The sequence below is a fragment of the Nonomuraea sp. 3-1Str genome, from assembly GCF_031570565.1.
GTDB lineage: Bacteria > Actinomycetota > Actinomycetes > Streptosporangiales > Streptosporangiaceae > Nonomuraea.
The window spans coordinates 137,561-162,577 of the sequence record NZ_JALHBK010000005.1 but is presented as its reverse complement, the minus strand read 5'-3'; the positions used below and the strand labels follow the sequence as shown (position 1 = coordinate 162,577).

Sequence of the window (25,017 nt, the reverse complement as noted above, 5' to 3'; positions counted from 1 at the left end):
CGGCGCGGGGCCGGGCCGCCGGCTGGGGCGTCAGACGTTGAAGTACTTGGCCTCGGGGTGGTGGGCGACGAGGGCGGAGGTGGCCTGCTCGGGGTGGAGCTGGAACTCCTCCGACAGCGTGACCCCGATGCGCTCGGGCGAGAGCAGCTCGAAGAGCTGCACCTGGTCCTCCAGGTTGGGGCAGGCCGGGTAGCCGAACGAGTAGCGGCAGCCCTCGATGTTGACCTTGAGCATGTCGTCCAGCGACTCCTCGCCGCCGATGCCCAGCTCCGCCCGGACCCGCGCGTGCCAGTACTCGGCCAGCGCCTCGGTGAGCTGGACGGACAGGCCGTGCAGCTCCAGGTAGTCGCGGTAGGCGTCCTTGGCGAACAGCTCCGCCGTGGCCTCGGAGATCTTGCCGCCCATGGTCGCCACCTGGAACGCGACCACGTCCACCTCGCCGGACTCGCGCGGGCGGAAGAAGTCGGCCAGGCACAGGTGGCGGTCGCGGCGCTGGCGCGGGAACGTGAAGCGGGTGCGCTCGCGGCCCGCGTCGTCCAGGATGATCAGCGAGTCGCCGTCGCTGACGCACGGGAAGTAGCCGTAGACGACGGCCGCCTCCAGCAGGCCCTCGGTCTGGATGCGGTCGAGCCACATGCGCAGCCGGGGCCGGCCCTCGGTCTCCACCAGCTCCTCGTAGTCGGGGCCGTCGCCGCCGCGGGTCGGCTTGAGCCCCCACTGGCCCAGGAACAGCGCGCGCTCGTCGAGGAAGGCGGCGTACTCGGTCAGCGAGATGCCCTTGACGATGCGGTCGCCGTGGAAGGGCGCCACCGGCACGCGGTTGTCGGTGGCCACGTCGGAGCGGGCGGGCAGCTCCTCGACGGGGGTGCGCTGGAGCACGGCGCCGGTCTTGACGCGGCGCTCGCGCAGCGGCGGCAGCGTCGCGCCGGCCACGCCGCGCTTGACGGCCATGAACGAGTCCATGAGCCGCAGCCCCTCGAAGGCGTCGCGGGCGTAGCGCACCTCGCCCTCGAACAGCTCGGCGAGGTCCTGCTCGACGTAGGCGCGGGTGAGCGCGGCGCCGCCCAGCAGCACCGGGTACTTCTCGGCCAGGCCCCTGGAGTTCATCTCCTCCAGGTTCTCCTTCATGATGACCGTCGACTTCACCAGCAGGCCGGACATGCCGATGACGTCGGCCTTGCTGTCGTCGGCGGCCTCCAGGATCGCGGAGACGGGCTGCTTGATGCCGAGGTTGACGACCTGGTAGCCGTTGTTGGACAGGATGATGTCGACGAGGTTCTTGCCGATGTCGTGGACGTCGCCCTTGACGGTGGCCAGCACGATGCGGCCCTTCGTCTCGCCCTCCACCCGGTCCATGTGCGGCTCCAGGTAGGCGACGGCGGCCTTCATGACCTCGGCCGACTGGAGCACGAACGGCAGCTGCATCTGGCCGGAGCCGAACAGCTCGCCGACGGTCTTCATGCCGTCGAGCAGCACCTCGTTGATGATCTCCAGGGCGGGCCGCTGGTCCAGGCCGGCGTCGAGGTCGGCCTCCAGGCCCTTGCGCTCGCCGTCGATGATGCGCCGCTTGAGCCGCTCCCACAGCGGCAGCGCGGCCAGCTCCTCGGCCCTGCCGGCGCGCACCGCGGCGGCGTCGACGCCCTCGAACAGGTCCATGAACCGCTGCAGCGGGTCGTAGCCCTCGCGGCGCCGGTCGTAGACCATGTCGAGCGCGACCTGGCGCTGCTCGTCGGGGATGCGGGCCATCGGCACGATCTTGGAGGCGTGGACGATGGCCGAGTCGAGGCCGGCGTTGACGCACTCGTTGAGGAACACCGAGTTGAGCACCATGCGCGCGGCCGGGTTGAGGCCGAAGGAGATGTTGGACAGGCCCAGCGTGGTCTGCACGCCCGGGTAGCGGCGCTTGAGCTCGCGGATGGCCTCGATGGTCTCCAGGCCGTCGCGGCGGGTCTCCTCCTGGCCGGTGGCGATGGGGAAGGTCAGGCAGTCGACGATGATGTCCTCGACCCGCATGCCCCAGTTGCCGGTCAGGTCCTCGATGAGGCGGGTGGCGACGCGCACCTTCCAGTCGGCGGTGCGGGCCTGGCCCTCCTCGTCGATGGTGAGGGCGACCACGGCCGCGCCGTGCTCGCGGACCAGCCGCATGATCTTCTGGAAGCGGGAGTCGGGGCCGGCGCCGTCCTCGTAGTTGACGGAGTTGACGGCGGCGCGGCCGCCGAGCATCTCCAGGCCGGCCTTGAGCACCTCGGGCTCGGTGGAGTCGAGCATGATCGGCAGCGTGGAGGCGGTGGCGAAGCGGAAGGCCAGCTCCCGCATGTCGCCGACGCCGTCGCGGCCGACGTAGTCGACGCACAGGTCGAGCATGTGGGCGCCGTCGCGGGCCTGGTCGCGCGCCATCTCGACGCAGTCGTCCCAGCGGCCCGCCAGCATGGCCTCGCGGAACGCCTTGGAGCCGTTGGTGTTGCACCGCTCGCCGATCGCGAGGTAGGAGGTTTCCTGCCGGAACGGGACGCTCTGGTACAGCGAGGACGCGCCGGGCTCCGGGTGCGGGCGGCGCGTCACGGGCTCGCGGCCGCGCACCCGCTCGACGACCTGGCGCAGGTGCTCGGGCGTGGTGCCGCAGCAGCCGCCGATCATCGACAGGCCGTAGTCGCGGGTGAAGGCGTCGTGGGCGTCGGCCAGCTCCTGGGCGCCGAGCGGGTAGTAGGCGCCGTCGGAGGTCAGCACCGGCAGGCCGGCGTTGGGCATGCAGGACAGCTTCAGCCGGGAGTGGCGGGCGAGGTAGCGCAGGTGCTCGCTCATCTCGGCGGGGCCGGTGGCGCAGTTGAGGCCGATCACGTCGACGCCGAGCGGCTCGATCGCGGTCAGCGCGGCGCCGATCTCGGAGCCGAGCAGCATCGCGCCGTTGGTCTCGATCGTCACCTGGGCGATGACCGGCACGTCACGGCCGGAGTCCTCGGCGGCCCGCTTGGCGCCGACGACGGCGGCCTTGACCTGGAGGAGGTCCTGGCAGGTCTCGATGATGATCGCGTCGGCGCCGCCCGCGATGAGGCCGGCGGCGTTGTCGCGGTAGGCGTCGCGCAGGCTGGCGTACGGCAGGTGACCGAGGGTGGGCAGCTTGGTGCCGGGGCCCATCGAGCCGAGCACGAAGCGCGGCTGGTCGGGGGTGGACCAGTGGTCGGCCCGCTCCCGGGCGATGCGCGCGCCCGCCTCGGAGTACTCGAAGACCCGGTCGGAGATGTCGTACTCGCCGAGGGCCGCGAGGTTGGCGCCGAAGGTGTTGGTCTCGACGCAGTCGACGCCGACGGCGAAGTACGCGTCGTGGACGCCGGCGACGATGTCGGGCCGGGTGACGTTGAGCACCTCGTTGCAGCCCTCGAGTCCCTCGAAGTCGTCGAGGGTGGGGTCCTGCGCCTGCAGCATCGTCCCCATGGCGCCGTCGGCGACGATCACTCGCTGGGACAGGGCTTCACGGAAGGAGGACGCGGGGCTGCTCATGGCGCTCAGCTTATCGGCTGTGCCCGCCGCGGGTTCTCGGGGACACGGGAATTGGATCATCAGGGATCGGGTCCCTGCACCGGCGTCACTCCGGTAACGGGATCCGGCCGCCGGTGGATGGTGCGGAGCCGGGCCCGCGTCTGGTAAAGGTGATCATCAGCACTCGGTGACATGAGCGGCTCCTCACCGCATAGGCTTAGCGGGACGGAGGAGAGAGGAGGCGACACATGATCGAGCTCGAAGGGCTCCCCGAGCTCGTCGACCCGGTGCTCATCGCCGCGTTCGAGGGGTGGAACGACGCGGGCGAGGCTTCCAGTGGTGTGATCGCCCACCTCGAGTCCGCGTGGAAGGCCGAGCCGCTGATCGCGCTCGACCCCGACGACTACTACGACTTCCAGGTCACCCGGCCCATCGTGGAGATGGGCGACGGGCTGACGCGTTCGATCGTGTGGCCGACGACCCGGCTCTTCCACGCGCGCCCGCCGGGGCTGGAGCGCGACGTGGTGCTGCTGCGCGGCATCGAGCCCAACATGCGCTGGCGCTCGTTCTGCGCCGACATCATCGAGGTCTGCCGCGAGCTGGGCGTGGAGCTGGCCGTCATGCTCGGCGCGCTGCTCAACGACTCCCCGCACACCCGGCCGGTGCCGATCCTGGGCGGCGCGACGGACGAGGCGCTGGCCCGCTCGACCAATCTGGAGCTGAGCCGCTACGAGGGCCCGACGGGCATCGTGGGCGTGCTCCAGCACGCCTTCGGCGAGGCCGGGCTGAAGGCCGTGTCGCTGTGGGCGTCGGTGCCCCACTACGTCGCCCAGCCGCCCAACCCGAAGGCGACGCTGGCGCTGCTGCGCCGCATGGAGGACGTCCTGGACATCCCGATGCCGCTCGGCGACCTGGACGAGGAGGCCCGCGCGTGGGAGCGCGGCGTGGACGAGCTGGCGTCCCAGGACAGCGAGGTGGCCGAATACGTCAAGGAGCTGGAGGACCGCAAGGACGCGGCGGAGCTCCCCGAGGCCAGCGGCGACGCGATCGCGGCCGAGTTCGAGCGGTACCTGCGGCATCGCGACACCGATACTGACAGCTAACTTCCAGCATTTCGGGCGCGCTTCCCGCGCGCCGTCCGGGTCATAATCGGGGCCGTAGGACGGCGAGGCCGGCCGGGGGTTCCAGCCCGGTCAGGGCCTGGCCGAGGCTGAGGCAGGAGAGTCGGGCGTGCGCCGGTCACAGGGGCGTCACGCCGCCCCGTTCCACGTGACCGCCCACGTAAGGCCCCCCATGGTGACATCTCACGTAGACCCGCACCAGCGAAGCCAGGACGCCAGGCGACGTGTCCTGGAGATGGCGCTCTCCCTGCGCGACGGGCCGCCGGGCGGCTCGGTCGACCACTTCCTAGCGCTGCTGCAGTACCGCCTGCCGTTCTGGCTGAGCGTCCTGCACGACCTGTCGAACCACGCCGGCCGCGACACGGTCCGCGGCAATCTGGTGCCGGTGGCGCGGGCGGGCGTCGAGTACCACCTGGAGGTGCAGTCGGCCGCGCTGCCCGCGTTCAGCTCGCCCGACGTGACCGTGCGCGTCCGCGAGGCCATCCGCGCCGCGGGGCTCGGGCCGGACGCGGAGGTGACGCCGCTGGCCGCCTACCTGGAGGAGGAGCGGCGGCTCGGCCGGGTGGCGGCCTGCGTGGACCCGGAGGCGAGCGCGCGGCTGCTGCTCGCGGGCTGCTTCCACCGGGCCTACCTTGAGCTGTTCGTCGGGGCGGACGCGGTCCCGTCACGGGACGTGAGCGCCGAGGAGATCGTCCGCGAGCTACGGCTGGATCCCCCCGCCTGACCGCCCGTCTGACCGCCCGCCTGCTCCGTCCGCCCGCCCCCGCTGTGGCGGGCGGGGGGGGGGGGGGGCGCGGGGCACGGCGGGCCTTCGGGTCAGGTCAGGCCGTCGCGGCGCGGGCGGCCAGGGCGGCCTCGTCGTAGCGGGCCCACACCAGCGACGCCACGTCCGGGTCCGCGCCCAGGGGGTCGGTGACGAGGTCGGCCCCCGCGGCCAGGAGACGGCCGTGGAAGTGACCGGGCGCCAGCACGTACGACGCGACGGCCACCCGCCGGGCCGGACCGGACCCGGCCCGTTCCAGCGCCTCGGGGAGCGTCGGCGTGCCGGCCGAGGCGAACGCCGCGGTGACCGGCCGGCCGAGCCGCACCGCGAGGCGGTGGGCGGCGGCGCGCACGTCGGCCAGCGCGGCCGGGTCGGACGAGCCGGCCGCGCCGAGGACGACCGCGTCGGTGCGGCGCAGCCCCGCGCGGGTGAGCGAGCGGGTCAGCGCGGAGGTGAGCAGCCCGTGGGGGCCGAGCGGCGCCGCCATGAGCGCCCCCGGCCGGTGCTGGGCGAGCACGGCGGGCAGGTCCACGTGGACGTGGTAGCCGCCGGCGAGCAGCAGCGGCGCCACGACCACCGGCCCGGGGACGGCCGGCAGGACGTCGCGCAGCAACGGGCCGCTGATCTCCAGGTAGGCCAGCTCGACGCGGCGCCCCGGCCGTCGCCGGCGGACGGCGGCGGCCAGCTCGGCGAGGGTGCGCTCCCCCTCGGCGCTGCGCGTGCCGTGCGCCGCGAGCACCAGCGTGGGCGCGCCGCCCCGGGTCACCGCCGGGGGAAGTCCCCGGGACGGCCCTTTCGGCAGCGCCCGGGACGGATGCGGAGACGGGCTCCGGGTCGGGCCCGGACGCACGCTCACTGGTGGGCCTCGTGGGTGCAGGCCAGGCGGTAGCCGCGCTTGACCACCGTCTCGACGATGCCGCCCGGCCCGAGCGCGCGCCGCAGCCGGGTGATCGCCATCTCGACCGCGTGCTCGGCCGAGTCGCGGGCCAGGCTGCCGGGCAGCACCGTGCGCAGCTCCGTACGGGACACCACGTGGCCGGGCTTGTCGGCCAGCCGCTTGAGCACGGCCATCGGCGCGGGCGGCAACGGCCGCAGCTCGCCGTCCACGACGACGGCGTGGCCGCGGATCTCCAGGTGGTGCCCGCCGGCGAGGACGCGGGTGACGCCGTGCTCGGGCAGGTGCCGGGCCAGGGCCCGGGCGAGCGCGCCGAGCCGGGAGCGTTCCGGCTGGAGGGTGGGGATGCCGCGGGAGACGAGCGGGTCGGCGGTGACGGGGCCGACGCAGGCGGCGACGACCCGGTCGCCGAAAGCGGCCAGCAGCGGCTCCTCCTGCCCTTCGGCGCGGGCGGCGGCGAGCATGGCGTGCACGGCGGGCGCGCTGGTGAAGGCGACGGCGTCGACGGCTCCGGAGATCGTCTGGGTGATGAGGCGGCACAGGGGCGAGGGGTCGCGGTAGGGCAGCCACCGGTAGACGGGGATCTCGATCACCTCGGCGCCCGCCGCGCGCAGGTCGGCGACGAAGTCGGCCAGCGGCTCGCCGTGGAGCTGCACCGCGATGCGCCGGCCCCGCAGGTCCTGGGCGAGCAGGTGCTCCTTGACCTCCTTGCAGGAGTCGGTGGCGGGCGTCCAGTGGTCGTCCAGACCGGCGGCGCGGACCGCTCCCCTGGCCTTGGGGCCGCGGGTGAGCAGGCGGGCGCGGGCGAGCCGGGCGACGAGGTCGCCGGACAGGCCCCAGCCCTCGGCGGCGGCCACCCAGCCCCGGAAGCCCACGCCGGTGGTGACCACCACGTCGTCGAGGGGTCCTTCCAGGCTGAGGCGGGTGGCGGCCAGCAGGTCGGAGTCCTCGGCGAGCGGCACGAGGCGGATCGCCGGCGCGCTCACCACGCGGGCGCCTCTCCGTTCGAGCAACGCGCCGAACTCCTCCCGCCGGCGGGTCGCGGTGACGCCGACGGTGAAGCCGGACAGGGCGTTGGGAGCCGTCTCGTGGGTACGCGACGGGTCCTCGTCGGGGAGCGCGCTCACGCGGACACCTCCTGATGGATCGGGGGAGCCGGCGGGCCCGGCCGGGCCCCGAGCACCCGGCCGGGCATCACAGGCACGTGAGCCAGAAGTGAGATCACGCGCTCCATGGTGCTTTCGTGCCGTTTCGCCGCTGGGTCCCTTCTGTTACCGCTGTGCTACAAGCGCCCCGGAAACCGTGCGCGGCGAGAACGGCAGGCAGTTGTCACCGCGGTGCCACATCCGCCGCCGTCCGGGATTGATCGCGAGCGGGCGCGGGAAGCCTTCCGGGTGACCAAGCGACCTTTCGGGGAGGTTCGGTGACGGTCCGGCCCATCCGCCTGTTCGACGACCCGGTGCTGCGCTCGGTGGCGGCGCCGGTGCGCGACTTCGACCGCGAGCTGCGCGGCGTGGTCAAGGCGCTGATCGCGACGATGCGCGCCGGCCCGGGGCGCGCGGGGCTGGCGGCGCCCCAGATCGGGGTGCCGCTGCGGGTGGTCGCCTACGCGTACGAGGGCCGGTCAGGCCACCTCGTCAACCCCCGCCTGGAGCTGTCGGAACGACGCGTGACGGCGGACGAGGCCTGCCTGTCGGCGCCGGGGGTGTGGTGGCCGCTGGAGCGCTCCTACATGGTGGTCGCGCGCGGCCGTGACATGTTCGGCAAGCCCGCGACGGTACGGGCGCTGGGCGTGCTGGCGAGGGTGCTGCAGCACGAAGTGGACCATCTGGACGGCGTGCTGTTCAGCGATCACCTGGAAGCAGGCGAGCGGGAACGGTTTCTGGCCGTCGCACGACCATCGGGATGAGGGAGCGGCGCTGGTCGGGGTCGGTGCCGCCCCAGACGCCGTTGACCTGGCGGGTGTCGATCGCGTAGTCCAGGCAGGGCTGGCGCACCGGGCATCCCCGGCACACCGACTTGGCCTGCTCCACCTGCTCACGGCCCGGCCCCTCCATCGTGATCGGGAAGAACAGTTCCGGGTCCATGGCCTGGCAGGCGGCCCTGCGTGACCAGTCGAGCATCATCATGCTCAGGGCGCCTACCCCTTTCCCCGCGGGTCACACCACTTCGTCGAGCAGCCTGTCCCAGTCGGCGAGGAACCGGCCGAGCCCGTAGCGGCTCAGGGCCGCGGCGCGGGCGGCCTTCCCGGCCTGGGCGGCCCGCTCCGGATCGGCGGCGAACTCCTTCAGCGCTCCGACCAGCACGTTCATCCTGGTGGAGATGACGCCCGCCTCCGGCGGGACGGCCTCGACGGCCTCGGTGGCGGCCAGCGCCACGACCGGCATGCCGATCGTCATCGCCTCGATGAGGGCCAGCCCGAGCGAGGTCCACCGGTACGGGTGCAGGTAGACGCGCCGCCGGGCCAGCTCCCGGTGCATGAGGTGCTGCGGCAGGTCCTCGTACGTCCCGTACGGCAGTTCCCTGACCTTCATGCCGAACACGTCGAGCGGCACGGCCTCGTGGAAGCGGGGCAGCAGGTCGGTGCCGGCGACGCGGGTGCGCCGCACCGGCTCGTTGACCACGACGCCGGCCCGGGGCAGCTCGCCGGTGTAGAGGTGGCCGGGGTCGGGGACGCCGTGCTCGATCACCCGGGTGGGGGCCCTGCCGTTGTCCCAGTACAGGTCGTTGAAGTGGGTCACGTGGACGAGCGTGATGTCGTCCCGGCCGGCGAGCGGGTGGCGGGTGCGGGGCACGTCGCCCGCGGGCGTGTTGTGCTCGACGTAGACGCCGGGCAGGTCGCGGCCGAGCCACTCGCGGGCCAGGTCGAGGTCGCGGGGGCGCTGGTAGACGACGGCGTCGATCGGCTCGTGGCGCAGCCGGTCCCAGCTGACCTCGCGGGCGCTCCCGGGCCAGTCGTAGGTGTCGGCGCGGCCCAGGCCGTCGGGGCCGCGACCGGGGACGAGCGGCAGGACGTACTCGTGCGGCCCGCGGATGAACGCGCTGGTCCACGCGCCGTGGACGTGCCACAGGAGGATCCTCACCAGCGGCTCCAGCCGATCACGCGGGCCCGGCGCGAGTGGCCGGCGGGGACGGGGGCGGCCTCCAGGTCGCCCAGCAGCCGGTCGGTCACCTCGGTGAGGTCGGCGGCCACCTCGGCGGCCTCCAGGACCTCCTGGTGCAGCGTCTGCGGCGTGGGCACGAGGATGCCGCGGGCGCCCGCCGCGCGCGCCGCCTCCATGTCCCTGCCGATGTCGCCGACCACCACGCAGTCGCGCGGGCTCACGTCCAGCACGGCCGCGGCCCTGATGACCAGGCCCGGCGCGGGCTTGCGGCAGGTGCAGCAGTCGCCGTCGTCGTGGACGCAGATCGCCCACGCGTCGAACGGCCCCATGAGCTCCTCGACCCGGGCGTTGACCTGCCCCATCTCGTCGGGCGTGATGAGCCCCTTGGCCACCCCGGACTGGTTGGTCACCACGGCCACCGGGATCTCCGCGCGCCGCAGGCGTGACAGCGCCTCGACCGCCCCCGGCATCGGCTGCACCTTGCCGGGGTCCCCGTTGTACGGGATGTCCCTGATCAGGGTCCCGTCACGGTCGAAGAGCACGGCCCCGGGACCTCGCTGTACGAACACCGCTCACCTCCGTCACGCCGGCCGGTCAGCTACCCGGCGAGGTCCCCCACAAACAACTACTGAGCGTGACCAATCGCAGAGCCCGCAGGCTGTTTTCGCACCTCCACGCGATGCCGCATGTTTGAGAGTCGCTTCTCTCGGTAGCGGTTCTCCATCCGGTGGGAGGAGCCAGATGAGATTTCTCGGCATCAACGCGATCTTTCACGACCCCGCCGCGGCGGTCGTCGCCGACGGCCGCATCGTCGCCGCCGCGGAGGAGGAGCGGTTCAGCCGCCGCAAGCACGGCAAGCGGCCGCTCGCCTTCTCGGCCTGGGAGCTGCCGGAGCTGGCGGCCGCCTGGTGCCTGACCGAGGCCGGGCTGTCCCCCGAGGATCTCGACGCGGTCGCCTACTCCTACGATCCGGCCCTGGTCGTCCGGCGTCCCGAGGGCGACTGGGAGGACCTGCGCACGAGGTACGCGGTGCGCGCGCCGAACTTCCTCGCCACGGCCCTGCCCGGCCTGGACCCGGCGCGGGTGCGCTTCGTCCCCCACCACGTGGCGCACGCCGCCTCGGCGGGGCTGGCCGCGCCGTTCCGGGACTGCGCGGTGCTCGTGTGCGACGGCCGCGGCGAGAACGTCTCCCACCTGGCGGGCCGCTACCGCGACGGCGAGCTGGAGGTGCTCGCCGCGCAGGAGCTGCCGCACTCGCTCGGGCTGATGTACGAGGACGTGACCCAGCACCTGGGCTTCCTGCGCTCCAGCGACGAGTACAAGGTCATGGCGCTGGCCTCCTACGGCCGGCCGCGGCACCTGGAGTCGCTGCGCGAGCTGATCCGCACCACGGAGGACGGCGGGTTCCGGGTCGAGCCGATCGACTGGAACTCCTACGCCAAGGCCCTGTCCAGGGGCTCGCCGTGGACGCCGGACCACGCTGACCTCGCCGCGAGCGTGCAGGCGCGGCTGGAGGAGGTGCTGCTGGAGCTGGTCCGCTGGCTGCACGAGCGCACCGGGGAGCGGCGCCTGGCGCTGGCCGGCGGGGTCGCGCTCAACTGCGTCGCCAACACCCGCCTGCTGGACGAGGGGCCGTTCGAGGAGGTGTGGGTGCAGCCCGCCGCGGGCGACTCCGGCACCGCGCTGGGCGGCGCCCTGCACCTGGCGCAGGCGTACGGCGAGCGGGCCACGCCCATGATCGGCGCCGACCTGGGTCGCGGCTTCACCGACGAGGAGCTGGGCGCCTGGCTGGACGTGGCGCGGGTGCCGTACACGCGGCCGGCCGACCTGGCCGACGCGGTGGCGGCCGAGCTGGCCGCCGACCGGATCGTCGCCTGGTTCCAGGGCCGCTCCGAGTACGGACCGCGGGCGCTCGGCCGGCGCTCGCTGCTCGCCCACCCGGGGCACGCCCGCAACACCGAGCGGCTCAACGACGTCAAGGGCCGCGAGCAGTTCCGGCCGATCGCGCCGATGGTGCTGGAGTCGCGGGCCCGCGACATCTTCACGCGGGGGCCGGTGCCCTCGCCGTACATGCTGTTCGTGCACGAGGTCGACCCGGCGTGGCGGGAGCGGATCCCGGCCGTGGTGCACGTGGACGGGACGGCGCGGGTGCAGACGGTGTCGCCGCGCTCGGAGCCGCTGCTGGCCCGGATGCTGTCGTCGTTCGAGGCCCGCACCGGGCTTCCGGTCGTGGTCAACACGAGCCTCAACACCGCCGGGCGGCCCATGGTGGACGACCCGCGCGACGCGCTGGAGTGCTTCGGCTCCTCGCCGGTGGACGTGCTCGCCCTCGGGCCGTACCTGGTGCGGCGGCGGGAGGTGTTCGCTCAGTGATCACGGTGGTGGTCCCCACGGTGGGGCGGCCGAGCCTGCGCGCGACGCTCGCGGCGCTCGGGCCGGACGTGCCGGTGATCGTGGTGGACGATCGGCCGGCCGGACATGACGGGGCGCCGCTGGTGACACCCGGGCACGTGACGGTCGTGCGGTCCGGCGGGCGGGGGCCCGCCGCCGCGCGCAACGCGGGCTGGCGGGCGGCCTCGACGCCGTGGGTGGCCTTCCTCGACGACGACGTGGTGCCGGGGCCCGGCTGGTACGAGGCGCTGTGGAAGGACCTGGCCGGGCTGTCGCCGCCGGTCGCGGGCAGCCAGGGGCGGATCAGGGTGCCGCTGCCCGCCGGCCGGAGACCCACCGACGCCGAGCGGAACACGGCGGGCCTGGCCGGGGCGCTGTGGATCACCGCCGACATCGCCTACCGGCGGGCCGCGCTGGAGGAGGTCGGCGGGTTCGACGAGCGCTTCCCCCGGGCCTACCGCGAGGACGCGGACCTGGCGCTGCGGCTGACCAATCGGGGGCACCGGCTGGTGCGGGGCGAGCGGGTGACCGTGCACCCGGTGCGCGACGACGGGTTCTGGGCCAGCGTGCGCTTCCAGCGGGGCAACGCCGACGACGCGCTGATGCGGCGCCTGCACGGGCCGGGGTGGCGGGAGGCGATCGGCGGGGCGCGGGGACGGCTGCGCCGCCACGCCGCGGCCACGGCCCTCGGTATGGCCGCCGCGGGCCTCGGCGTGGCCCGGCTGCTGGGCGCCCGCCGGCCGGACACCGCCTTCCTGGCGGCGGCGGGCGCGGGGTGGGCGGCGTTGACCGCCGAGTTCGTCTGGGCGCGGATCGCGCCCGGCCCGCGGACGCCGCGCGAGGTGCTGCGGATGGCCGTCACCAGCGTGCTGATCCCGCCGGTCGCCTGCGCGCACCGGCTGCGGGGGGAATGGAAGGTGCGGCGATGAGCGGACGGGTGCTCGTGGCGCGGCTGGACGACGCCGGGGACGTGCTGCTGGCCGGCCCCGCCGTCCGGGCCGTGAGCGCGCACGCGCGCGAGGTGACCGTGCTCGCCGGGCCGCGCGGCCGGGCCGCGGCCGAGCTGCTGCCCGGCGTGGACCGGGTGATCGTGTGGCAGGCGCCGTGGATCGACCACCGGCCGCCGCCCGTGTCCCCGGAGGACGTGGACGACCTGCTCGGCCGGATCCGCGGCGTCGACGAGGCGGTGATCCTCACCTCGTTCCACCAGTCGGCGCTGCCGCTGGCGCTGCTGCTGCGGCTGGCCGGCGTGGGCCGGATCTGCGCCATCAGCAACGACTACCCCGGCTCGCTGCTCGACGTGCGGCACGTCGTCGACGAGGGGCTGGACGTCCCCGAGGCGGAGCGGATGCTCGCCGTGGCCCGCGCCGCCGGCTTCGACCTGCCGCCCGGCGACGACGGCCGGCTCGCCGTCCGCCGCCCGCTGCCGGACGTGTCCCGCTTCGGCCTCGGTCCCGGCCCGTACGTCGTCGTGCACCCCGGCACGTCGGCGCCCGCCCGGACCTGGCCGCCCGAGCGCAACCGCGAGGCGGTGCGGGAGCTGGCCGACGACGGCCACCGGATCGTCGTCACCGGCATGGAGCGTGAGCTGACCGCCCATGTCGCGGCCGGGGCCCCCGAGGCGGCCGTGGACCTCGGCGGCGCGACCACGCTGGCGGAGCTCGCGGCCGTCATCGAGGGCGCCGCCGTGCTCGTCGCCGGCAACACCGGCCCAGCCCACCTGGCGGCGGCGGTCGGCACGCCGGTCGTCAGCCTGTTCGCCCCGGTCGTCCCGGCCGCGCGGTGGGCCCCGTACCGGGTCCCCACGGTCCTGCTCGGCGACCAGGGGGCACCATGCCGGGACTCCCGGGCGCGCGTGTGCCCGGTGCCCGGCCATCCCTGTCTGGCGCAGGTGACCAGTGAGCAGGTCGTCAAGGCAGTGAGGGAGCTGAACCAGTGAGAATCGCCCTGGTCTCGGAGCACGCGGACCCGCTCGCGGCCATCGGCGGCGTCGACGCCGGCGGGCAGAACGTCTACGTCGCCGCCCTGGCCGCCGCCCTCGGGGCGCGCGGCCACGAGGTGGTCGTCCACACCCGGCGCTGGGGGCAGGACCAGCCGGACCGCGTCGTGATCGCTCCGGGCGTGCGCGTGGAGTACGTCACCGCGGGCCCGGCCGCGCCGGTCCCGAAGGACGAGCTGCCGCCGTACATGCCGGAGTTCACCGCGCGCCTGGCGGCGCGATGGGAGGAGGAGCCGCCCGATGTCATCCACGCGCACTTCTGGATGAGCGGGCAGGCCTCGCTGCGGGCCGCCGGGAACGTGCCGGTGGTGCACACCTTCCACGCGCTCGGCACCGTCAAGCGGCGCTGGCAGGGCGCCGCCGACACCAGCCCGGCCCACCGCGTGGACACCGAGCGGCAGATCGGCCGCAGCGCCGACGCCGTGCTCGCGACCTGCCGCGACGAGGTGAACGAGCTGCGCGCGATGGGCGTGCCCGAGCAGCGGATCGCGATCGTGCCGTGCGGCGTGGACACCGGCGTGTTCCGCCCCGACGGCCCGTCGGCGCCACCCTCCGGCGCCTCCTGGGCCTGGGACGGCGCGGGAGCCCCGGGCGGCGGGCGGATGGCGCGGGTGCTCAGCATCGGCCGGCTGGTGCCGCGCAAGGGCGTGGACACCGTCGTGCAGGCCATGCGGCTGCTGCCGCGCGCCGAGCTGGTGATCGCCGGCGGGCGCGTGGACGACGAGGAGGCGGTACGGCTGCGCGACCTGGCCGACGGGTGCGGCATCGGCGACCGGGTGCGGGTCGTCGGCAGCGTCCCGCGCGACGAGGTGCCCGCGCTCATGCGCTCGGCCGACGTGCTGGTGACGGTGCCGTGGTACGAGCCGTTCGGGATGGCGCCGGTCGAGGCGATGGCGTGCGGCGTGCCGGTGATCGCCTCGGCCGTCGGCGGCCACCTCGACACCGTCGCCGGATGCGGCCTGCTCGTGCCGCCCCGCCGCCCGCGCGCCCTGGCCAGGGCGCTCAAGGACGTACTGGCGGATCCGGCCCGGCGCCGCGCGATGGGCGCGGCCGGGGCGCGCAGGGCGCGCGAACGGTACGGCTGGCCGCGCGTCGCCGAGCGCACGGAGGCCGTGTACACGCAGGTCATCGACGGCAGGCTGTGCCGTCTCACCGCGCTGGGAGGGTGAGCCATGGACGCGCATCTGCAGAAGCTGTGCGCCACCCTGGCGCGCGTCGACGGCCACACGGCCGTCGTCCGCGCGTGGGGCGGCAAGCTGGCCGGGGTGCTGGGCTCCGGCGGCAGGCTGCTGGCCTGCGGCAACGGCGGCTCGGCGGCCGAGGCGCAGCACCTGACGGCCGAGCTGGTGGGCCGCTTCCGTGCCGACCGCCCGCCGTACGCGGCGATCCCGCTGCACGCCGACACCTCGTCGCTGACGGCGATCGTGAACGACTACGGCGCCGAGGAGGCGTACGCGCGGCAGGTGCGCGCCCACGGCCGCGAGGGCGACGTGCTCGTGTGCCTGTCCACCAGCGGCGGCAGCGCGAACGTGCTGGCCGCCGCCAAGGCCGCCCGCGAGTGCGGGATGCTCGCCTGGGCGCTGACCGGGCCCGGCCCCAACCCGCTGGCGGGACTGTGCGACGAGGCCGTCACCGTGCCCGCCGAGGAGACCGCGACGGTCCAGGAGGTGCATCTCGCCCTCATCCACCTGCTCTGCGACGCGGTCGAGGAGGCGCTGTGAGCGGTCCGCTCGTCGTCATCGGCGACACCCTGCTGGACGTGGACGTCGAGGGCGTCGCGGACCGGTTGTGCCCGGACGCGCCCGTCCCCGTGATCGACGTCGAGGCCGAGCACTCCCGGCCGGGAGGAGCCGGCCTGGCGGCGCTGCTGGCCGCCCGCGACGGCGCCGACGTGGTGCTCGTCACCGCGATCGGCGACGACCAGGACGGGCGGCGCCTGTGCGGGCTGCTGGCCGGCGAGGTGGAGCTGGTGCGGCTGCCGCTGCGCGGCGGCACCGTGCGCAAGACCCGCGTCCGGGCGCGGGGGCAGACGCTGGTGCGCGTCGACTCCGGCGACGGCAGGGCCCGGCACGCGGCGGGCGAGGAGGTCGCCGCGGCGCTGCGCCAGGCCGGGGCCGTGCTCGTGTCCGACTACGGCCGGGGCGTCGCCCGGGCGGTGCGCGAGGCCCTGCGCGGGCTGGATGTGCCGCTCGTGTGGGACCCGCACCCGCTCGGCCAGGAGCCGGTGCCCGGGTGCGCGCTGCTGACGCCCAGCGAGGCCGAGGCCCGCCTCATGTGCGACGTCCCGTACGAGGGCCCCGACCAGGCGGCCCGCCACCTCATGCGCTCGCTGCGGGCGCGGGCCGTGGCCGTCACGCTCGGCGTGCGCGGCGCGGCGCTGGCCCGCCAGGGCGGCGCGCTCACCCAGGTGCCGGCGCCGGTGTCCGCCTCCGGGCAGGACGTGTGCGGCGCCGGGGACCGGCTGGCCGCCGCCTCCGCGCTCGCGCTGCGCGACGGCTCCGGCGTGGAGGAGGCGGTCACCATCGGCGTCGGCGAGGCGTCGCGCTTCGTCGAGCGGGGCGGCGCCGCCTCCATCCGCACCCAGGAGCAGGAGCTCGGCGACCGGCCGCGCACCGCGCTGGAGGTGGCCGAGCTGACCCGCGCGTACGGCGGGCGGCTCATCGCCACCGGCGGCTGCTTCGACCTGCTGCACGCCGGCCACGTCAGCCTGCTGCGGCGGGCCCGCGCGCTCGGCGACGCCCTGGTGGTGTGCGTCAACTCCGACGACTCCGTCCGCCGGCTCAAGGGACCGACCCGCCCGATCGTGGACGTCCGCGACCGGGTCGAGGTGCTGCGGGCGCTGGCCTGCGTGGACGCGGTGCTGGTGTTCGACGAGGACACCCCGGCCGCGGCCATCGAGCGGCTCAGGCCGGACGTGTGGGTCAAGGGCGGCGACTACGAGGGCGACGTGCTGCCCGAGGCCGAGATCCTGGACCGGCTCGGCGCCGAGATCGTCGTCCTCAGCAGCCTGCCGGGCCGCTCCACGACCAACCTCATCAGGGAGATCCGCTGAGCCGCGTCGGCCGGGGCTCCCGCGGTGCGCGGGAGCCGTACCGCCACGAGAAACCGCCACGAGAAGGAGAGCACATGAACGTCCTCATCACCGGAGGGGCCTCGGGCCTGGGCCTGGCCACCGCCGAGGCCGTGGCCAAGGAGGGCTGGCGGCCGCTGGTCGCCGACGTGCGCGAGCCCGGGCAGGGCGTCGATCACGTGGTCGCCGACCTGTCCGACCGGGCCGAGGCCGAGCGGGCCGTGCGCGAGCTGGCCGAGCGGGCCGGCGGGCTCGACGCCGTGGTCACCGCGGCGGGCGTCGACGCCTGCGGGCGGCTGGAGGACGTGGCCGCCGACGACTGGGACCGCGTGATCATGGTCAACCTGCTGGGCACCGCCTCGGTCGTGCGCGCGGCGCTGCCGTACCTGAGGACGTCGCGCGGCAAGGTCGTCACCTGCGCCTCCACGCTGGGGCTGCGGCCGCTCAGCGACGCCACCGCGTACTGCGCGTCGAAGTTCGGCGTGGTGGGCTTCACCCGGGCGCTGGCCGTCGAGCTGGCCGGGCAGGTGGGCGTGACGCTCCTGGTGCCCGGCGGCATGCGGACCGCGTTCTTCGACGGCCGGCCGGAGCAGTACAAACCCGGGCCCGACGCGGGCCTGAACGATCCGGCCGACGTGGCGCGGACCATCGTGTTCGCGCTCGGGCAGCCCGCCGGGTGCGAGGTCAGGGAACTGGTCGTGTGCCCCTCGACGGAGACGTCATGGCCCTAGAACTCGTCGCGCTGCGCGGGCTCGGCCTGGGCGACCTGCTCACGGCCGTGCCCGCGCTGCGCGCGCTGCGCCAGGAGTTCCCCGTCCACCGGATCACGCTCGCGGCGCCGGCCGCGCTGCGGCCGCTCATCCCGCTGACCGGGGCCGTCGACGACCTGATCGACGTGCGGGGTCCCGGCCCGGTGCCGGTCGAACGGCCCGACGTGGCCGTCAACCTGCACGGCAAGGGCCCGCAGAGCGTCGAGGCGCTGCGCCGTACCCGGCCCGGGCGGCTGCTGAGCCACACCGACGGCCCGCCGTGGCGGGAGGGCGTGCACGAGGTGCGGCGCTGGTGCGACATGCTGGAGTGGTACGGCGTCAAGGCCGACCCGTCGGACCTGACGCTGGGCGTGTCGGACCGGACCGGGCCCGTGGTCGTCCACCCGGGCGCCGCCTTCCCGTCGCGCCGCTGGCCGCCCGAGCGGTTCGCGCAGGTGGCCGCGGCCCTGGAGGGCTCCGTGGGCGAGGTCGTCGTCACCGGCAACGCCGAGGAGGAGGCCATCGCCGCGCGCGTGGCGGAGCTGGCCGGGCTGCCCGCCGGGCGGGTGCTCGCCGGCCGCACCGACCTGGCCGGGCTGATCGACCTGGTGGGCCGGGCCCGGCTCGTCGTGTGCGGCGACACGGGCGTGGGGCACCTGGCGACCGCGTTCTGCGTGCCGTCGGTGGTGCTGTTCGGGCCGGTGCCGCCCGCGTGGTGGGGGCCGCCGCCCGGCTGGCGGCACGTCGCGCTGTGGGCCGGGCTGCCCGGCGACCCGCACGGCGACCGGGTCGACCCCGGCCTGCTGCGGATCGAAGTCTCCGAAGTCGTCGAGGCCGTGATGGAGGTCACGTCATGAGGGCTCTGGTTACCGGTGGAGCCGGTTTTCTCGGCTCCCACCTGTGCGAACGCCTGCTCGGCCAGGGAGCCGAGGTCATCTGCATGGACAGCTTCCTCACCGGCGGGCCGCGCAACGTCGAGCATCTGATCGACCGCCCCCAGTTCCGCATCATCGAGTGCGACCTGACCGGGTACGTCCACGTCCCCGACCGGCTGGACCTGGTGCTGCACTTCGCCTCGGCCGCCTCCCCCGCCGACTACCTCCGCTACCCCATCGAGACGCTGCGGGTGGGCAGCGTCGGCACGCTGCACGCGCTGGGGCTCGCACGGGAGAAGGGCGCCCGGTTCATCCTGGCCTCCACCAGCGAGGTGTACGGCGACCCGCTGGAACACCCGCAGAAGGAGACGTACTGGGGCAACGTCAACCCGGTCGGGCCGCGCAGCGTGTACGACGAGGCCAAGCGCTTCGCCGAGTCGCTGACGACCGCCTACCGGCACTCCCGTGACACCGACACCGGCATCGTGCGGATCTTCAACACGTACGGCCCGCGGATGCGGCCCTTCGACGGCCGGGCGATCCCGACCTTCATCCGGCAGGCGCTGCTGGGCGAGCCGATCACGATCACCGGCGACGGCGGGCAGACCCGGTCCGTCTGCTACGTCGACGACACGGTCACGGGCATCCTGGCCATGGCCGGGAGCGACTTCGCCGGCCCGGTGAACATCGGCAACCCCGGCGAGCTGACCATGCTGGAGCTGGCCACGCTGATCAAGGAGCTGACCGGGTCGTCGTCGCCGATCGAGTTCATCGAACGGCCGGCCGACGACCCGATGGTGCGCCGGCCGGACACGACGCTGGCGGCCGAGCGGCTCGGCTGGCGGGCCGCGGTGCCCGCCGCGGAGGGGCTGCGCCGGACCATCGACTGGTTCGCCGCCGAGCTGGCGGGCCACGGCAAGCTGGAGCGGCTGGGCGCCTGAGCGTGGCGTCGGGGGGTGGTGGTCCGAGGATGCCGGGAATCGCGATGATCGTGCTCGACATGCTGAACCCGTACGAGCACGAGGACGCCGACCGGCTCGTGCACGGGGTGGAGCCGATCGTGCCCAAGCTCGCCGAGCTGGCGGGTCGGGCGCACCGGCGCGACGACGTGGAGCTGATCTACGTCAACGACAACTACGGCGACTTCGCCGCCACCCGGGAGGATCTCGTGACGCGGGCGCTGAAGGGGCGCCGGCCCGACCTGGTGCGGCCGATCGTGCCGCCGAGGGACTGCGCGTTCCTGGCCAAGGTGCGCCACAGCGCCTTCTACGGCACCTCCCTGGAACACATGCTGCGGCAGCGCGGGATCGGCACCGTGCTGCTTGCCGGGCAGGTGACCGAGCAGTGCGTCCTCTACAGCGCGCTGGACGCGTACGTGCGGGAGTTCGACGTGGTGGTGCCGCCCGACTGCGTGGCGCCGGTCCACGGGGATCTCGGCCGGGCCGCGCTGCGCATGATGGAGCGCAACATGTCGGCCGAGATCATCCCGTCACGCCGCCTCCTGGTGTGAGGCATCCCCGTCCGAGCCGGACGGGCCTCCGCTAGAGCGCGACGCCGAGCAGGGCGTCGGACAGGTCGCGGACCAGGGCCGGCGCTCCGGCGTCGGCCCCCTCCACCGCGAGCGCTCGCTCGGCCCAGGCGTCGATGGCGGCCAGCGCGCCCGGCGCGTCGAGGTCGTCGGCGAGCCGCTCCCGCACCAGCGCCAGCAGCTCGTCGGCGGGCGGCCCCGACGGCAGCGCCGCCGCCTCGCGCCAGCGGGCCAGCCGCCGCTCCGCCCGCTCCATCAGCTCCGGGGTGTACTCCCAGTCGGCGCGGTAGTGGTGGGCCAGCAGGACCAGCCGGACGGCCATCGGGTCGTGCTCCCGGCGCAGCCGCGACACGAACACCAGGTTGCCCTTGGACTTCGACATCTTCTCGCCGTCGAGGGCGACCATGCCGGCGTGGGTGTAGAACTTGGCGAAGGGCCACTCGCCGGTCGCCGCGTGCCCCTCCGAGGCGCCGCACTCGTGGTGCGGGAAGATCAGGTCCGTGCCGCCGCCGGCCACGTCGTAGCCGGCGCCCAGGTGGTCGAGCGCGATCGCGGTGCACTCGATGTGCCAGCCGGGCCGGCCCCGGCCCAGCGGCGAGTCCCACGCCGGCTCGCCCGGCCGCTCGGCCCGCCACAGCAGCCAGTCGAGCGGGTGGCGCTTGCCCGGCCGGTCGGGGTCACCGCCCCGCTCGCCGAACAGCTCCAGCATCTGGTTCTCGCCGTACCCGGACACCTGCCCGAACTTGGGGGCGTCGGCCGAGCTGAAGTAGACGTCGCCGTCCAGCTCGTAGGTGACGCCCTTGGCGGACAGGGACGCGATCAGCTCGGCGACGCGGCCGACGACCTCGGTGACGCCCACGTACTCGCGGGGCGGCACGATGCGCAGCGCCTCCATGTCCGTGCGGAACAGCTCGATCTCCCGCTCGGCCAGGTCCTGCCAGGCGATGCCGGTCTGCTCGGCGCGCTCCAGGAGCGGGTCGTCGACGTCGGTGGTGTTCTGCGTGTAGTGGACGTCGTGGCCGCCGTCGCGCCACACGCGGCCGACCAGGTCGAAGGCGTGGTAGGTGTTGGCGTGACCGAGATGGGTGGCGTCGTAGGGGGTGATGCCGCACACGTACATCCGGGCCGTGGGGCCGGGATCGGTCGGGCGGACCTGCCCGGTGGCCGTGTCGTGGAGCCGCAGCGGGACGCTCTGACCGGGCAGCTTGGGGACGTTCGGGGCGGACCACGATCTCATAGCTTCGAGCCTATCTGTCCCGTTCGGCGGTCAAGTCCGTGAAGTCGTACGTCACATCTCCGGCGGCCAGCGTGACCCGCATGGCCGACAGCGACGTGAGGATCTTGCCCTCGGGCGTCTCGTGGCGGACCAGGAGCGACTCGGGGTCGGCGGACGGCGCCTCCTCCCCCGGGACGCGCCAGTCACCGGCCCGGAAGCGCGGCAGGTTGGCGACGACGCGGGGATGGGCGGGGTCGAGTCCCGCCGCGTTGACGATCATGTTGGTGCCGTCGGGCACGCGGGTGACGGTCAGCCGCTCGCCGTCCCAGCCGGCCAGCCGCGCTCCCGGCGGTTCGGCGAGGAGGAGGAAGAAGGGGTCGTAGACGGTGAGGTCCGCCTCGGACAGGCTCACCTCCGCGGGGACGTCCGCACGGGGCGGGTCGCCCGGCAGGGTGCCGGTGGCGGCGGCGCGCAGGGCCAGGTCCCCGCGGGAGACCCGGGTGGCCTCGGCAGCCGTGACGCCGCAGCCGTTGAGCAGGGCGGCCGCGCGGTGGGCCGTGGGGTGGAGCGCCAGCCAGGTGCCGCCCGCCTTGAGGTCGCGACCGCCGATCACGCCGGGGTAGCGGTCGGGCCAGTGCTCGCCCGGCCCCTCCCAGGGCCGGTCGGCGTACTCGTCGCGCACGAACAGGAGGGTCAGTGGCCACCCTGTCTTCACGATCACGGTGCACATGAGGCAAAGAGTAGTGAACGCCGCTAAATGGGCGGCCAGGGGATGGCGGGCCAGTCCTCCGACGGCGACGGGTGGACGCCGGTGTCGAGCAGCCGCCTGACTCGCTGCCAGGTCGCCTCCACCTCGGCCGGCGTGAGCAGCTCCCGCAGCCGGCGCCCGAGCGCGCCCGCCTCCAGGTCGCGCTCCAGCTTGGCCAGCACGGCGACGGCCTCGCGCGCCAGCGGCTTGCCGCGCCACTGCCACAGCACGGTGCGCAGTTTGTCCTCGGCGGCGAAGCAGACGCCGTGGTCGACGCCGTACACGTGGCCGGTGGGCAGCGGCAGCAGGTGGCCGCCCTTGCGGTCGGCGTTGTTGACCACGGCGTCGAACACCGCCATCCGCCGCACCACCGGGTTGCGGCTGCGTACCAGCCGCATCAGGTCGATCTCGCGCTCGGTGTCGATCCAGAGCTGGCACATGCCGGGGCCGAACGGCCCGTCGCGGTAGACGGTCGGCGGCACGATCTGCCAGCCGGTCGCCTGGGACACCTCGAAGGCCGCCACCTCGCGGGCCGCGAGGGTGCCGTCGGGGAAGTCCCACAGCGGGCGCTCCCCGCGTACGGGCTTGTAGACGCAGGCGACGGTCTGCCCGGCGAGCGTGACGGAGCAGTAGAGCGTCAGGTTGGTCGCCTCGACCAGGCGCCCCACCACGTCGAGGCGCCCGTCACGGAGGAGCTTCAGCGCGCTCTCCTCATCCATGACCGGCGTGTGCGAGTGCCTGACGGCGGGCTCGCTCTCCGGGGCGCTCATGAGGCCGCCTCACCCCCGCGGTAGCCGTTGAGCCGGACACAGATGTGCCCCTCGGCGTCGAGGGGCTGGCCGCACAGGGGACAGGGTGGCCTCCCCGCGGCGACGAGCCGCAGGGCGCGCGCGGTGAAGGCCCGCGCGGCCCCGGCGCTGATGTGGACCCGCAGCACCGCGGGATCGGGCACGTCGAGGTCCTCCTCTTCGACCATCTCCTGCGCCTCGATCACCACCTGCGAGGTCTCGGGGTCCCAGGCGAGCGCCATGGTGCCCACCCGGAAGTCCTCGGAGAGCGGAACGTCGAGGGGGTCGTCGTCGGCGAGGTCGGCGGGTGCGAGGGCCGGCACGTGCGCGGTGCCCCCGCTGCGCCGCAGCACCTCGTCGAGCAGCTCGTCGAGCCTGCCCGCGAGCGCGGCGACCTGGAGCTTCTCCAGCGCGACCGTGGTCAGTCTGCCCTCGGCTCTGGCCTGCAGAAAGAAGGCTCGGGCGCCCGGTTGCCCCAGGGCACCGGCCACGAACCTCTCTGGTGGGTCGTAGTCGAAGACCGGCATAGCCTGACCTTACGTGGTCCCGGGTCCGCCGCCGACGGCGGCATCGCTCCCGGTGATGTTTTCTCCCCCGTCTTTCTCCTCCGAATCCTCGGGGAGCCGCAATTCCCCCATATCGTTAAGCCTGAGGAGAAAGGGACGCAAGGGGGTATATCGAATCACAGTGAGGGCGGCCGGATCAGCGGTTATCCGCTGGAACTGGTCGAGGTGGAGGCCCAGCGCGTCGGCCACGATCGCCTTGATCACGTCGCCGTGGCTGCACACGAGGTAGACGGCCTTCTCCCCCAGGCGCGCGTTCCACTCCCGCACCGCCGCCACCGCCCGGTGCTGCACGTCGGCCATCGGCTCCCCGTCGGGGAAGACGGCCGCGCTCGGGTGGGCCTGCACGACCCGCCACAACGGCTCCTCGGCCAGCTCCTCCAGCGGGCGGCCGGTCCACGTGCCGTAGCCGCACTCCACGAACCGGTCGTCGGTCTTCACGGCCGTCGCGCGGTCGGCGGCCACGGCCGTCGCGGTCTCCACGCACCGCTCCAGCGGGCTGGAGACCACCGCGTCCAGGCGCACGCCCGCGATGCGGCCGGCCAGCGCCTCGGCCTGCCGCCGGCCCTCGTCGCTCAGGTGGACCCCCGGGGTGCGGCCGGCCAGGACGGGCCCCGTGAGGGCGGTGAGGCCGTGGCGGGCCAGAAGCAGCGTGGTCACGAACCAAGTGTCGCAGGCCGGGATCACGGTTTTTCCCCGGCCCGGACGGTAACCTGGCGGGATCATGCAGCAGCGCTATGTCGGCCGTAGCGGCCTGTCGGTGTCCCGGGTGGGGCTCGGCACGATGACCTGGGGGCGTGACACCGACGCCGACGAGGCCTCGGCACAGCTCCGCACCTTCATGGACGCGGGGGGCACGCTCGTCGACACGGCCGACGTCTACACCGGCGGCGACGCCGAGCGGCTGCTCGGCCGGCTGGTGCGCGACACGGTGCCGCGCTCCGAGCTGGTGATCTCCACCAAGGCCGTGGTGACGCCGCTCGGCCGCCGGCCCCGCGACGCCTCCCGCCGTCACCTCGTGGCCGCCGTGGACGAGTCACTGGCCCGGCTCGGCGTCGACTACGTCGACCTGTGGCAGCTCCACACCTACGACGAGGAGGTGCCGCTGGAGGAGACCCTCGCCGCGCTCGACGCGATCGTCTCCTCCGGCCGGGCCGTCTACGCGGGGGTGTGCGACTACACCGGCTGGCAGCTCGCCGCCGCGGGCGTCGCCCAGCGCTCCGTCCCGGGGCGCGTGCCGATCACCTCCGCCCAGGCCGAGTACTCCCTGCTGGCCCGCGAACCCGAGCGGGAGCTGCTGCCGGCCGCCGACCACGTGGGGGCCGGGGTGCTGGCCTGGTCGCCGCTGGGGCGGGGGGTGCTGACCGGCAAGTACCGCACCGGCATCCCGGCCGACTCGCGGGCCGCGACGCCGCACTTCGCCGACTTCGTCCGGCCGTACCTGGACGAGCGCAGCCGGCGGGTGGTGGAGTCGGTCATGACGGCCGCCGACGGGCTCGGCGTGTCGCCGCTGGCCGTGGCGCTGTCGTGGGTGCGCGACCAGCCCGGGGTGGCCTCGGCGATCGTGGGGGCCCGCACCCGGGCGCAGCTGGCCGGGATACTGGCGGCGGAGGAGGTCGTGCTGCCCCGCGAGATCCGCGAGGCCCTGGACGACGTCTCGTCCCTGGACTGACCGGCTGAACGGGAGTCGGGCTCGCGTATCACTAGTCGATACCGAATCGCAACTTTGG

At 74.4% G+C, this 25,017-nt stretch carries 25 protein-coding genes; 14 read left to right on the top strand and 11 right to left on the bottom strand.

Features of this window, described 5'->3' with window-relative positions; all coding sequences use genetic code 11:
* Positions 1 to 30 precede the first annotated feature (30 nt).
* Positions 31 to 3,498 (bottom strand): methionine synthase, encoded by a 3,468-nt coding sequence (metH, locus tag MTP10_RS11300; protein ID WP_310709029.1) that lies wholly within the window; start codon positions 3,496 to 3,498, stop codon positions 31 to 33.
* A 227-nt stretch (positions 3,499 to 3,725) separates the two neighbouring features.
* On the opposite strand from metH, the gene MTP10_RS11295 reads away from it, so the two are divergent.
* Together MTP10_RS11295 and MTP10_RS11290 are read left to right on the top strand one after the other, a co-directional pair.
* Complete coding sequence (locus tag MTP10_RS11295) at positions 3,726 to 4,580, top strand: PAC2 family protein (RefSeq protein ID WP_310709028.1); 855 nt, start codon at positions 3,726 to 3,728, stop codon at positions 4,578 to 4,580.
* 190 nt (positions 4,581 to 4,770) lie between these two features.
* The gene (locus MTP10_RS11290) at positions 4,771 to 5,322 is read left to right on the top strand and encodes a hypothetical protein (protein WP_310709027.1); all 552 of its coding nucleotides are present in this window, start codon (positions 4,771 to 4,773) and stop codon (positions 5,320 to 5,322) included.
* A gap of 97 nt (positions 5,323 to 5,419) precedes the next feature.
* Here the strand turns inward: MTP10_RS11290 and MTP10_RS11285 are convergent, their stop codons facing one another.
* Positions 5,420 to 6,127, bottom strand: coding sequence for a CbiX/SirB N-terminal domain-containing protein (locus tag MTP10_RS11285; RefSeq protein WP_310709026.1), 708 nt, complete (start codon positions 6,125 to 6,127; stop codon positions 5,420 to 5,422).
* 86 nt (positions 6,128 to 6,213) lie between these two features.
* Entirely contained in the window at positions 6,214 to 7,383 is a 1,170-nt protein-coding gene (locus MTP10_RS11280) for a uroporphyrinogen-III synthase (protein ID WP_310709025.1), read from the bottom strand.
* Positions 7,384 to 7,679: 296 nt separating this feature from the next.
* Between MTP10_RS11280 and MTP10_RS11275 the strand changes: the two genes are divergently transcribed.
* Positions 7,680 to 8,165, top strand: a complete 486-nt coding sequence (locus MTP10_RS11275; protein ID WP_310709024.1) for a peptide deformylase — start codon at positions 7,680 to 7,682, stop codon at positions 8,163 to 8,165.
* On the opposite strand, the gene MTP10_RS11270 is transcribed toward MTP10_RS11275, so the two are convergent.
* The 3 genes from MTP10_RS11270 to MTP10_RS11260 are packed head-to-tail and all read right to left on the bottom strand — an operon-like array spanning position 8,101 to position 9,929.
* Positions 8,101 to 8,385 (bottom strand): WhiB family transcriptional regulator, encoded by a 285-nt coding sequence (locus tag MTP10_RS11270; RefSeq protein ID WP_310709023.1) that lies wholly within the window; start codon positions 8,383 to 8,385, stop codon positions 8,101 to 8,103. The genes MTP10_RS11275 and MTP10_RS11270 overlap by 65 nt on opposite strands.
* 30 nt (positions 8,386 to 8,415) lie before the next feature.
* Positions 8,416 to 9,339 carry a glycosyltransferase gene (locus MTP10_RS11265; RefSeq protein WP_310709022.1) on the bottom strand — a complete coding sequence of 308 codons (924 nt, stop codon included), beginning with the start codon at positions 9,337 to 9,339 and terminating at the stop codon, positions 8,416 to 8,418.
* A complete protein-coding gene (locus tag MTP10_RS11260) occupies positions 9,336 to 9,929 on the bottom strand; it encodes an HAD-IIIA family hydrolase (RefSeq protein WP_310709021.1) in 594 nt (197 codons plus the stop codon). Before MTP10_RS11260 ends, MTP10_RS11265 begins: the two co-directional genes overlap by 4 nt.
* Positions 9,930 to 10,101: 172 nt before the next feature.
* Between MTP10_RS11260 and MTP10_RS11255 the strand changes: the two genes are divergently transcribed.
* From MTP10_RS11255 to MTP10_RS11210, 10 genes are all read left to right on the top strand, one after another.
* The gene (locus tag MTP10_RS11255; RefSeq protein ID WP_310709020.1) at positions 10,102 to 11,733 is read left to right on the top strand and encodes a carbamoyltransferase C-terminal domain-containing protein; all 1,632 of its coding nucleotides are present in this window, start codon (positions 10,102 to 10,104) and stop codon (positions 11,731 to 11,733) included.
* Positions 11,730 to 12,680 (top strand): glycosyltransferase, encoded by a 951-nt coding sequence (locus MTP10_RS11250; RefSeq protein WP_310709019.1) that lies wholly within the window; start codon positions 11,730 to 11,732, stop codon positions 12,678 to 12,680. Before MTP10_RS11255 ends, MTP10_RS11250 begins: the two co-directional genes overlap by 4 nt.
* A complete protein-coding gene (locus tag MTP10_RS11245) occupies positions 12,677 to 13,690 on the top strand; it encodes a glycosyltransferase family 9 protein (protein WP_310709018.1) in 1,014 nt (337 codons plus the stop codon). The genes MTP10_RS11250 and MTP10_RS11245 overlap by 4 nt, the downstream gene beginning before the upstream one ends.
* A complete protein-coding gene (locus MTP10_RS11240) occupies positions 13,687 to 14,919 on the top strand; it encodes a glycosyltransferase (RefSeq protein WP_310709017.1) in 1,233 nt (410 codons plus the stop codon). The genes MTP10_RS11245 and MTP10_RS11240 overlap by 4 nt, the downstream gene beginning before the upstream one ends.
* A 3-nt stretch (positions 14,920 to 14,922) precedes the next feature.
* The gene (locus MTP10_RS11235) at positions 14,923 to 15,471 is read left to right on the top strand and encodes an SIS domain-containing protein (RefSeq protein WP_310709016.1); all 549 of its coding nucleotides are present in this window, start codon (positions 14,923 to 14,925) and stop codon (positions 15,469 to 15,471) included.
* Positions 15,468 to 16,802: a PfkB family carbohydrate kinase gene (locus MTP10_RS11230; protein ID WP_310709015.1), complete on the top strand. Its 1,335-nt coding sequence runs from the start codon at positions 15,468 to 15,470 to the stop codon at positions 16,800 to 16,802. Before MTP10_RS11235 ends, MTP10_RS11230 begins: the two co-directional genes overlap by 4 nt.
* A gap of 74 nt (positions 16,803 to 16,876) precedes the next feature.
* Positions 16,877 to 17,551, top strand: coding sequence for an SDR family oxidoreductase (locus MTP10_RS11225; RefSeq protein WP_310709014.1), 675 nt, complete (start codon positions 16,877 to 16,879; stop codon positions 17,549 to 17,551).
* Positions 17,542 to 18,426, top strand: a complete 885-nt coding sequence (locus MTP10_RS11220; protein ID WP_310709013.1) for a glycosyltransferase family 9 protein — start codon at positions 17,542 to 17,544, stop codon at positions 18,424 to 18,426. Before MTP10_RS11225 ends, MTP10_RS11220 begins: the two co-directional genes overlap by 10 nt.
* Positions 18,423 to 19,385: a UDP-glucuronic acid decarboxylase family protein gene (locus MTP10_RS11215; RefSeq protein ID WP_310709012.1), complete on the top strand. Its 963-nt coding sequence runs from the start codon at positions 18,423 to 18,425 to the stop codon at positions 19,383 to 19,385. The genes MTP10_RS11220 and MTP10_RS11215 overlap by 4 nt, the downstream gene beginning before the upstream one ends.
* 29 nt (positions 19,386 to 19,414) lie before the next feature.
* Complete coding sequence (locus MTP10_RS11210) at positions 19,415 to 19,954, top strand: isochorismatase family cysteine hydrolase (protein ID WP_310709011.1); 540 nt, start codon at positions 19,415 to 19,417, stop codon at positions 19,952 to 19,954.
* A gap of 31 nt (positions 19,955 to 19,985) precedes the next feature.
* Here the strand turns inward: MTP10_RS11210 and mshC are convergent, their stop codons facing one another.
* The 5 genes from mshC to MTP10_RS11185 are packed head-to-tail and all read right to left on the bottom strand — an operon-like array spanning position 19,986 to position 23,947.
* Positions 19,986 to 21,209 carry a cysteine--1-D-myo-inosityl 2-amino-2-deoxy-alpha-D-glucopyranoside ligase gene (gene mshC, locus MTP10_RS11205; protein WP_310709010.1) on the bottom strand — a complete coding sequence of 408 codons (1,224 nt, stop codon included), beginning with the start codon at positions 21,207 to 21,209 and terminating at the stop codon, positions 19,986 to 19,988.
* A gap of 10 nt (positions 21,210 to 21,219) precedes the next feature.
* Positions 21,220 to 21,918, bottom strand: coding sequence for an NRDE family protein (locus tag MTP10_RS11200; protein ID WP_310709009.1), 699 nt, complete (start codon positions 21,916 to 21,918; stop codon positions 21,220 to 21,222).
* A gap of 23 nt (positions 21,919 to 21,941) precedes the next feature.
* The gene (locus tag MTP10_RS11195) at positions 21,942 to 22,706 is read right to left on the bottom strand and encodes an SCO1664 family protein (protein WP_310709008.1); all 765 of its coding nucleotides are present in this window, start codon (positions 22,704 to 22,706) and stop codon (positions 21,942 to 21,944) included.
* Positions 22,703 to 23,251, bottom strand: a complete 549-nt coding sequence (locus MTP10_RS11190) for a DUF3090 domain-containing protein (RefSeq protein WP_310709007.1) — start codon at positions 23,249 to 23,251, stop codon at positions 22,703 to 22,705. The genes MTP10_RS11195 and MTP10_RS11190 overlap by 4 nt, the downstream gene beginning before the upstream one ends.
* A gap of 9 nt (positions 23,252 to 23,260) precedes the next feature.
* Positions 23,261 to 23,947 carry an MSMEG_4193 family putative phosphomutase gene (locus MTP10_RS11185; protein WP_310709006.1) on the bottom strand — a complete coding sequence of 229 codons (687 nt, stop codon included), beginning with the start codon at positions 23,945 to 23,947 and terminating at the stop codon, positions 23,261 to 23,263.
* Positions 23,948 to 24,011: 64 nt separating this feature from the next.
* On the opposite strand from MTP10_RS11185, the gene MTP10_RS11180 reads away from it, so the two are divergent.
* Positions 24,012 to 24,959 carry an aldo/keto reductase gene (locus tag MTP10_RS11180; protein WP_310709005.1) on the top strand — a complete coding sequence of 316 codons (948 nt, stop codon included), beginning with the start codon at positions 24,012 to 24,014 and terminating at the stop codon, positions 24,957 to 24,959.
* Positions 24,960 to 25,017 lie beyond the last annotated feature (58 nt).